Raw genomic sequence first — 8,138 nt, 5'->3', positions numbered from 1 at the left:
CGTAGCTTTCGGCAAAGGTGCTATGCCCCTCGACGCGATAGACCGCGCCGCCGAATTCCGAGAGGGCAAAGGCGCGGCCGCCCTTTTCTGCCGCGTAGCCCTGCAGCTTCCGTGGGTCATCGCGATACACCTCAAGCGGGCGGAAGTAATTGTGCACGCTGAGGAAGTCGCCGCCATGTTGGTCGTACCACCCGCTAACACTGTCAAGGGGCCGCGTCGGATCCAGATCGTGCACCATCTCGGCCGCCACCAAGGCATCGAACTGCCCCCAGGCCTCGTTGAACAGCACCCAGGTTACCACCGAGGGATGATTGCGCAGGTGGGCCACGGTTTCTCGGCACGCCTCAGTCCACTGGTGTTGATAGCGCCCATCGACAGCTCCCAACTTCTCCTGATGAGCGGGGGTATCGTCACGGTAGCTTCCCCAGCTTTGCCGAAACAGCGTAGGCTTGTAGCTCGTCTCCCAAGAGCTCAGCGGGCCGCCGCCAGAGACCATGTCCTGCCATACCAGCATGCCCAAACGGTCGCAATGGTAGTACCAGCGATCGGCCTCTACCTTCAAGTGCTTGCGCAGCATATTGAAGCCGGCCTCCTTCATAGCCGCGATGTCATGCACCAGCGCCTCATCCGCGGGCGCCGTCATCAAGCCGTCGGACCAGTAGCCCTGATCGAGCACGCCCCGCAGCAAAAGCGGCTGCCCGTTCAGAAAGAACCGCGGCACCCCCGCCTCATCACAGCGCACCTCGACCGTGCGAAACGCCGTATAGCTGTGCACTACATCGGCACCGAAGCGCACGGTTACCGTATAGAGATAGGGGTCGTCGGGACTCCAGGGGCGCAGCTCGGGAATGGGCACCGTCACGCGCACCCGCCGACCGCGGGAGCCCTGCCCAACTGAGTCGGGCGCCGAGGACAGCGCGGAAGGGTCGTCCGCGCACAGCGCCGTCCCTTCTCTGGCAAGAACAGCGGCCGATGCCACGGGACTTCCCTCGGGCGTCGCCACGTACACGCGCACCAGCCCCTCGCCATCGTTGGCGTCGACATCGAGAACCAGCTGTTCCGCTCGAAGGTCGGGATGCAGCGCCAACGCCTCAATACGGCGCTCGGGCACCACCTCAAGCCACACGGGCTGCCAAATGCCGCTTTGGGCCGAGTACCAAATGCCGCCGGGATCAAGCGTTTGCTTGCCGCGCAGCTGAGTCCCCGTGTCGCTGGGATCCCACACGCACAGGGCCACCACGGCCTGGCAGCCGTACGCCCCCGCCAAAGCACCGGCCTCCCCCGCCTCGCGGGACGCCGCGCCGCGGGTCAGGGCATCGGTAATGTCGAAGGAAAAGGGCAGGTAGCCACCTTCGTGCGTACCCACCACCTGGCCGTTGACGCAACAGGCGCAGGCGAAATCTACCGCTTCGAAATGCAAGAGACAGCGCTCGCTCGGGCGCAGGGCGTCCACCGTGACGCGGCGAACATACCAGAGAATCTCATCGGGCTGCAGCGTACGCCCCACGCCGGACAGCAGGGCCTCGGGCGAGAAAGGCACCAGGATGCGGCCGTCGAAGGAGTCGGGCGGCGTCAGCGTGCGCCGCGCGCCCATGGGCATGATGGCGTAGTCCCACCATCCATTCAGCAGGGTAAAGCGCTCGCGGGCAAACTGAGGACGCGGGTGCTCGGCGCGCACCGAGGCGGGATCGAGGCCTTCGCCCCAGGGCGTAAGAAGCGGACGCGGCTTGCCCACGTCATGACGGCGCGGGGCGCTGGCCAATACCCGCTTCAGATCCATGCAGCCTCAGGGCCTAAGCGGTCTGGTTGATGTGAAGCGTCTGAGTAATGATATCGATGAGCATTTCGTCATCGGCATCGGGGTGCGTGCGCAGATAGCCCGCCATGCCCACGATGAGCACGTAGAACGTCTCGTACAGGTGATCCATGTCCTGGCCGTAGTTCGTGGCCTCGTCCACCGGGTGCTTCGTCATGAATTCGGCGCCATGAGCGGCAAACCGATTGAGGAAGTCCAGGTAAAGCGCGGCGTTTTCCTGAGTGCTGAGCGCCATGCGGAAGGTATTCTTCTCGAAGAGCACCATGCGCATGATTTTCACCATGCTGCGCAGGGAGCTTTCGACGTCTTGCTGATGACGTCCCTCATCCCAATGCTGGAGCGCTTCCAGAAAATCGGCAATGTACTGGTCGAGCACCGCCGAGGTCACTTCCTCTTTGTTCTGGAAATAGTGGTAGAACAGAGAGCGCGTAACGCCCACATGGTTGGTGATGTCCTGAATGGAGGTATGGGCCAGGCCCTTCTCCTCGTAGAGCTCGCGGGCGGCGACGACAATCTCGTTGCTGCGTTTGGCCGTGTCATTACTCCGGAGCACCTCTCGCGTGGTAACCCCGCGAACGCTCTTCCCATTGTCTTGCATGGCCCATCCTTTCGTGCAGCAACCCGAGAAATACCACAAGCCAAGGCCGACGGCCAAGGCAGTCCCTAAGGGCGTTTTTATAGGTGATGGAGAAACCATACGGCGAACGGGGCCGTTGCATCCGTCACGTTGGTTCGCTGTTACCAAACTGAGGAAAACAGGCAACGAAGTATCCGCAAAACAACGTCGTGATCGGCTTTTTTCTTAGAGTTTAGTTTAAGTTTGACAACGTGACAACCGCCCTGTTGGGCTTGACGGATCGTCAAGCGAACCCCCTCTCACACTGCAAAAAGTTTTTCTCGCAACGCCGGCCTCTGACGCCCTCGCGTACAATGACAGCAGCAAGCAAGAGAAAGGACGCCCGTGGCAAGCAAGGTTCTCAAGATTATCGTCGGCATTGTGGCTGCTCTCATTGTGGCGGTGCTCGTCTACGTCGGCTATGTCATGTTCAGCTACAACCGCCTGGACGACGCGCTGCCGCTTGAAGCGGAGCCTCCCGCCAACGGTGCAGCGCTGCATGAGGCCGTCGCCGTTGACAGCACTGCCGATCTTATCATCGCCACGGCGAACCTGGGTTTCGGCGCCTACAATTCCGCCTTCGACTTCTTCATGGACGGCGGCACGGGCTCGGTGGCCGCCAGCGAGCAGGTAGTGCGCGACGACATCAACGGATCAGCCGAGGCGCTCAACGCGCTCAACCCCTCTTTCTTGCTTTTGCAGGAAGTGGACGTAGACGGCACACGTAGCCATCACGTCGATGAGTACGCCCTGCTGCGCGATGACTTCCCCGCCTTTGCCTCGGTATTTGCCCAGAACTACGACTCGGCCTTTTTGGCCTGGCCGCTTTACGCTCCCCATGGGGCCAATCGCGCCGGGCTCGTCACCTTCTCACGCTATACGGTCACCGACGCGCTGCGTCGCAGCCTGCCCATCTCCGAAGGCTTCTCGAAGTTCCTCGACCTGGACCGCTGCTACTCGATCAGCCGCATTCCCTGCAGCAACGGCAAAGAACTGGTGCTCTTTAACGTGCATCTTTCCGCCTACGGGGCCGACGAGTCCATCATGGCGGCCCAGCGCTCGATGCTCTACGAGGACATGGTGCGCGAGCGCGCGGCGGGCAACTACGTCATTGCCGGCGGCGACTACAACCACGACATGATCGGCGTTTCAGGCGAAGTGTACGGCAACCAGGTGGAAGCCGTGGAAAGCTGGGCGAAACCCTACGACTTCGCCGGCGTGCCCGAGGGCTTCACCGTGGGCTGCAAGGCCAAGCTGGATGAAGAGGGTCTGGCTGCCTTCGACGACGCCGCCACCTGTCGCGACGCAGGGCGTCCCTACGACGGCACCAACGATCGCTGGATCATGGACGCCTTCATCTACTCGGACAACGTAGAGTGCCTGGACTACGAAACCCTCGACCTGAATTTCGCCTACTCCGACCACAACCCCGTAGTCATGAAGTTCCGCCTGCAGGCGTAAAGGGGCCGGCACACGCCGACCCCTTTACGCGTTAGTTCCTTTCGAGCAAGCTACTTAGTCCGCACCGCTTTCGGCTTGGACCAGGCGCCAATGTATTCGCTGCCCTTCTTAATCGTGTAGGGTGCCACAGACACATAGTATTTTTTCTTTGCCTTCAGACCAGTTATTCGCACGGAAGTTCTTTTCGCCCCCTTAACCCATGGCTGGTAACCATTCAGCGATTCTCCTTTGCCCATGGGAATAGAGATCAAAACCGTTTTATCGCCCTTTTTGTCGGTACTTACTTTGATTGCATAGCCCGTTACTTGCTTCTTCTTGATTGCCTTACTAGACGCCTTCTTCCAGGTAATCTTAATACCCTTCTTTACGCCCTTGACCTTCTTAATGGAGGTTTTCGGTGGCACAATACTGAACTCTCCAGTCAGTTTTCCGGAATAGTTTCCCTTCCCTTTTACGGTCACCTTCGCCGTTCCAACCTTAACATTGTTTTTAAAGGAAATGGTATAGTCGCGATTTTTCACCAGCGTCTTACCGGCAACCTCCACCTTGAACTTAGGCTTGACGGCTTTACCAGTGTAGGAATAATTCCAAATCCAATCACCTGCTTTATTTGACGGATAGATCAAAGATCCCTTCTTAATCGAGTACCCGCGCTTGGCTTTGTAGGTATCAGCCTTAAAGCCCGGGATTTCATTCGACTTGAACACCTTTCCAGCAGAATTCACCCAGGTTCCTACTGCGCCATCAACGTATTCCGGCTCAGGAGTTGGCAGCTGGCCGCGGAAATTAGCCGAAGCAGGCAGCTTCACCCATGCAAGGCTCCCGTAGTCTGGCAGCATGCTGTTCATCTTGAGCACTCGATTCATGTTGAACTTCGAGAGATCGAGCGAAGCGAGCCTATCGCATCCGTAAAACATGTTCGACATATCCGTTACGTTCGCTGTGTTGAAGCTCGATACATTAATCGATTTCAAGGATTCACAGTAGGCGAACATACCGCTCATATCGGTAACCTTAGCGGTGTTGAACGAGGAAAGGGCAACCGATTCAAGCGAGTCACAGCTTCTAAACATATTGCCCATATCCGTGACGTTCGCTGTGTTAAATCGCGATAAATCGAGTGACTTCAATGCATCGCAGCCCCAAAACATTTCGCTCATGTTCGTCATTCTGCTCGTATCCAGCTTCGCCAAATCCATGCTCATGCACCGCGCGAAGTCGCCGAACGAAATAGCGTGCGGCGCGATAGCGTCCCTAACAATCACCTTCGTAACGTTGGAATCAAGCGACGAGCCCCAAGTGCCGCAATTGCATTCCTCCCTCCAATCGGGATATTCCTCGTCGCCCCAGTTGTAGCGCGTATCCTCCACTACACCATCATGCTTCTCGATGAAAGTGCCATACCGACTGTCAACCTTATCGCCCTTTTGAATGACGAGCGTATAGTTATACGTACCCGGCGTGCGGTAATACATGGCATATACCGTTGCGCCATCAGCCCACGCCTGCTGGACGAACGACAGCGATGCGACAGGCACAAGGGCCGCACACAACAACCCCGACAGCAGCAAAGCACTCATTCTTTTGAAAACCTGCATGACTTCTCCCTTCCTGCTCTCCATAAAGCGACAGCTCGGTTTCCCCAGAGATGAGATCCTCGTTATTGAGAGGCTCTTTACTAATGGTAAAGCGAGGTATCGAAATTCCGTTGCGCAACATTTCCGATGCTCGACAGCACATCCCGTCTATCTACCCCATGCTTTCAAGACGGCAGTGCTACCTGATGGCGGCGAGCGGTCAATCGAAGGCTAAATCCCGATTTTTCTTTGAGGATGTTGCCATTTTGGGCAATCAGCTAGGAAATACCCAATTCTGCAAAAAGCAATTTACTCGAGTTCCTAATTGAGCCACCTCTGACCTGGAACTACTGCAGCAGTCAGCCCACGCAAAGGAGCCATTCTCTTAGTTGGTGCCAAATTTTCAGGTTTTTCATAGGCGTTTGGCCAAAATACCGTTTGCAATCGACGAAATTCGGGTTTTTACTGCTAGTTGACCACAGAAGCGTACGGTTCGTCCCGGGCGACCGGTCGCATGAGCCTCGTCAGCACCCCTCCCTCCCCCATGCTCCACCTCCACCAAAAAAGCCCCTACCTCACGGGAGGCAAGGGCTCACTAGCCTAACACTCGAGCTCGATTAGGAGGCGAAAAACCTGATAGTCTCGCCTCCGGCCAGCCCGCACCACCGCACGCAACCGTCCCGGCCTTTGTGGACCCCTCACGGCAAATGCTATCTAGCCCGCACTACCCTGCGCAACCTTTCCGGCCTCGCGGATTCCTCGCCGCAAGCGCTATTTGGTCTTTACTGCCTTCGGCTTGGACCAGGTGCTGAAGTAGGAGCGGCCACCGGTTTTCTTGTAGGTGCGCACCGAGACATAGTAGGTCTTCTTGGCCTTGAGACCCATGATCTTTACCGAAGACGCCTTCGGCTTCTTTACAAAGCGGTAGACCTTCACCTTATGGGCGGCTCGGTCGGTGCTGACGCGCACCTCGTAGCCCGTGACCAGCTTCGCTTGCCCCTTGCGCTTGGTCCATTTGACCGTCAGGCTCTTCTTGCCGCGCTTCACGGCCACGCGCTTCACGTTCGGAGGATTGATACGGAACGTGCAGGTCAGCTTGCCTGAATAGTTCCCTTTTCCCGTGGCCACCAAGGTAGCGAGGCCTACGGCCTTGTTCTTCTTGTAAGACAGCGTGTAGTCCGTGCCCTTTTTCAAGGTGTGACCGGCCACGCGCACCGCGAACGACGGCTTGATGGCCTTGCCCGTGTAGACATACTCGTACGTCGTCTGCTTGATATACCCGTTGGCCAGCGAATACCCGCGCTGAGCCCGGTAGGTAGCCGCCGTTTTGGCCGGAATGGTCGCAGCACTGAACACCTTGCCGCGCTCGTTGACCCACTTGCCCGTAGCACCCGGCAAGAACGAAGGGCTCGGCGTGGGCAGCACACCGGAGAAATCTCCCGTAGCTGGCACCTTGATGGTGGCCAGCACCGCACTGCGCGAGGGAAAGAGGTTGTCCATCTTCGGCATCTTCGCCAAATTGAAACCCGAGAGGTCGAGGGTGCTCATGCTGGTGCAGCCGCTGAACATGCCCCGTATATCGGTGGCCTGCGACAGATCGAGCTTCCCCAGATCAAGCGAAGTGCACGAGGTCATGCCGCTGAACCAGTAGGCCGTCGAGTGAGGAGCCATGGCATCTTCCACGATTACCTTGGTGACCTTACTGTTAAGCGAGCTGCTCCACGAGCGACACACGCAATGCTTGGTGGGAATTTTCTCGTTGCACATAAAGCCCGTCTGCGTTTCCACAGGCGTCCCGCGCTTCGGATCGGCCTGAGGGCCTCGCTGTAGCACCAGGGTATAGGTGTCGGCTGTACCGTTGCGGTAGTACAGGGCGAACACCTCGTTGGCCAAAGCGGCCTCGAGGTCGGCAGCCGTGGGCGGTGTGGGCACCGTGGGCACGGCGGGCGTCGTGGCACCCGAACCGCCGCCCGGACGAAGCCCGTTAATGAAATCAGCCAGCCCGGGAATGTCATCAGGATTGAAGTCGCCGATGTTCGGCAGATTCGGAAGAGCCGGAAGATTCGGCAGACCCGCAGAGTCCGAGCTACCAGGCTCGTCCGCCCAGGCCAGATCCGCCTCTGCCAAAGCACCCGTGGGAACCAGAGCCGCGCACAGAAGCAGCGACAGCGCACCGGCGACCAGCTTCTTTCCCGAACGCCTCCGCGTCCGTTGCGCTCGCAAGGCCTTTCCCATGGTGCGTTCCTTCCCATCTGCTGCTTCCGCAAAACACTTCACGTTAGAAATATTATTATATCGCAGCGAATTATCTGCTGTGTCGTCAACAAGAAAAAGCCCCCGCCTCGTAAGAGGCGGGGGCTTGCTAGCTTAACGCTCGAGTTCGCTTAGGAAGCGAAGATCTCGATGGTCTCGCCCTCGGCCAGGGTAACCATGGCCTTCTTCCAGGTGCGGGTGCGACCCTCCTGGTAGCGGACGCGCTTCGGCTTGGACTTCACGTTCAGGGTGTTCACCTTGACCACCTTGACCTTGAAGATAGCCTCAACGGCCTGGCGAATCTCAACCTTGTTGGCGTCCTTGGCCACCTCGAAGGTGTAGACGTTGTTCTCCATGGCGTCGTAGCTGTGCTCCGTGATGACGGGGCGGATGATGACCTCGCGGGGATCCTTCT

6 protein-coding genes are annotated in these 8,138 nt (G+C 58.2%); 1 reads left to right on the top strand and 5 read right to left on the bottom strand.

Translation table 11 applies throughout. The annotated features are described in order from the left end of the window. Together QZ307_RS05880 and QZ307_RS05875 are read right to left on the bottom strand one after the other, a co-directional pair. On the bottom strand, positions 1-1,780 hold a 1,780-nt coding region (locus QZ307_RS05880), incomplete at its 3' end, for a glycoside hydrolase family 2 TIM barrel-domain containing protein (RefSeq protein WP_295997160.1). Positions 1,781-1,793: 13 nt separating this feature from the next. Beyond that, positions 1,794-2,414, bottom strand: a complete 621-nt coding sequence (locus QZ307_RS05875) for a TetR/AcrR family transcriptional regulator (RefSeq protein ID WP_295997157.1) — start codon at positions 2,412-2,414, stop codon at positions 1,794-1,796. Between the two features lie 363 nt (positions 2,415-2,777). Between QZ307_RS05875 and QZ307_RS05870 the strand changes: the two genes are divergently transcribed. Next, positions 2,778-3,893: an endonuclease/exonuclease/phosphatase family protein gene (locus QZ307_RS05870; RefSeq protein ID WP_295997154.1), complete on the top strand. Its 1,116-nt coding sequence runs from the start codon at positions 2,778-2,780 to the stop codon at positions 3,891-3,893. A 50-nt stretch (positions 3,894-3,943) separates the two neighbouring features. Here QZ307_RS05870 and QZ307_RS05865 read toward each other — a convergent pair whose 3' ends face one another. The 3 genes from QZ307_RS05865 to rplW all read right to left on the bottom strand — a co-directional run. Continuing rightward, complete coding sequence (locus QZ307_RS05865) at positions 3,944-5,491, bottom strand: BspA family leucine-rich repeat surface protein (RefSeq protein WP_295997152.1); 1,548 nt, start codon at positions 5,489-5,491, stop codon at positions 3,944-3,946. A 750-nt stretch (positions 5,492-6,241) separates the two neighbouring features. Next, positions 6,242-7,705, bottom strand: coding sequence for a fibronectin type III domain-containing protein (locus tag QZ307_RS05860; RefSeq protein WP_295997150.1), 1,464 nt, complete (start codon positions 7,703-7,705; stop codon positions 6,242-6,244). Between the two features lie 149 nt (positions 7,706-7,854). After that, on the bottom strand, positions 7,855-8,138 hold a 284-nt coding region (gene rplW / locus QZ307_RS05855; protein WP_366778830.1), incomplete at its 5' end, for a 50S ribosomal protein L23.

It is taken from the genome of uncultured Adlercreutzia sp. (assembly GCA_910585575.1).
In the GTDB taxonomy this organism is placed as follows: Bacteria; Actinomycetota; Coriobacteriia; order Coriobacteriales; family Eggerthellaceae; genus Adlercreutzia.
The sequence above is the reverse complement of the archived record's forward strand: the minus strand, read 5'-3'. Positions and strand labels throughout refer to the sequence as shown.

Coding starts and splice junctions, on each gene's coding strand:
- QZ307_RS05865 (WP_295997152.1), bottom strand. CDS start 5,491: ATGCAGGTTTTCAAAAGAATGAGTGCTTTGCTGCTGTCGGGGTTGTTG.
- QZ307_RS05875 (WP_295997157.1), bottom strand. CDS start 2,414: ATGCAAGACAATGGGAAGAGCGTTCGCGGGGTTACCACGCGAGAGGTG.
- QZ307_RS05860 (WP_295997150.1), bottom strand. CDS start 7,705: ATGGGAAAGGCCTTGCGAGCGCAACGGACGCGGAGGCGTTCGGGAAAG.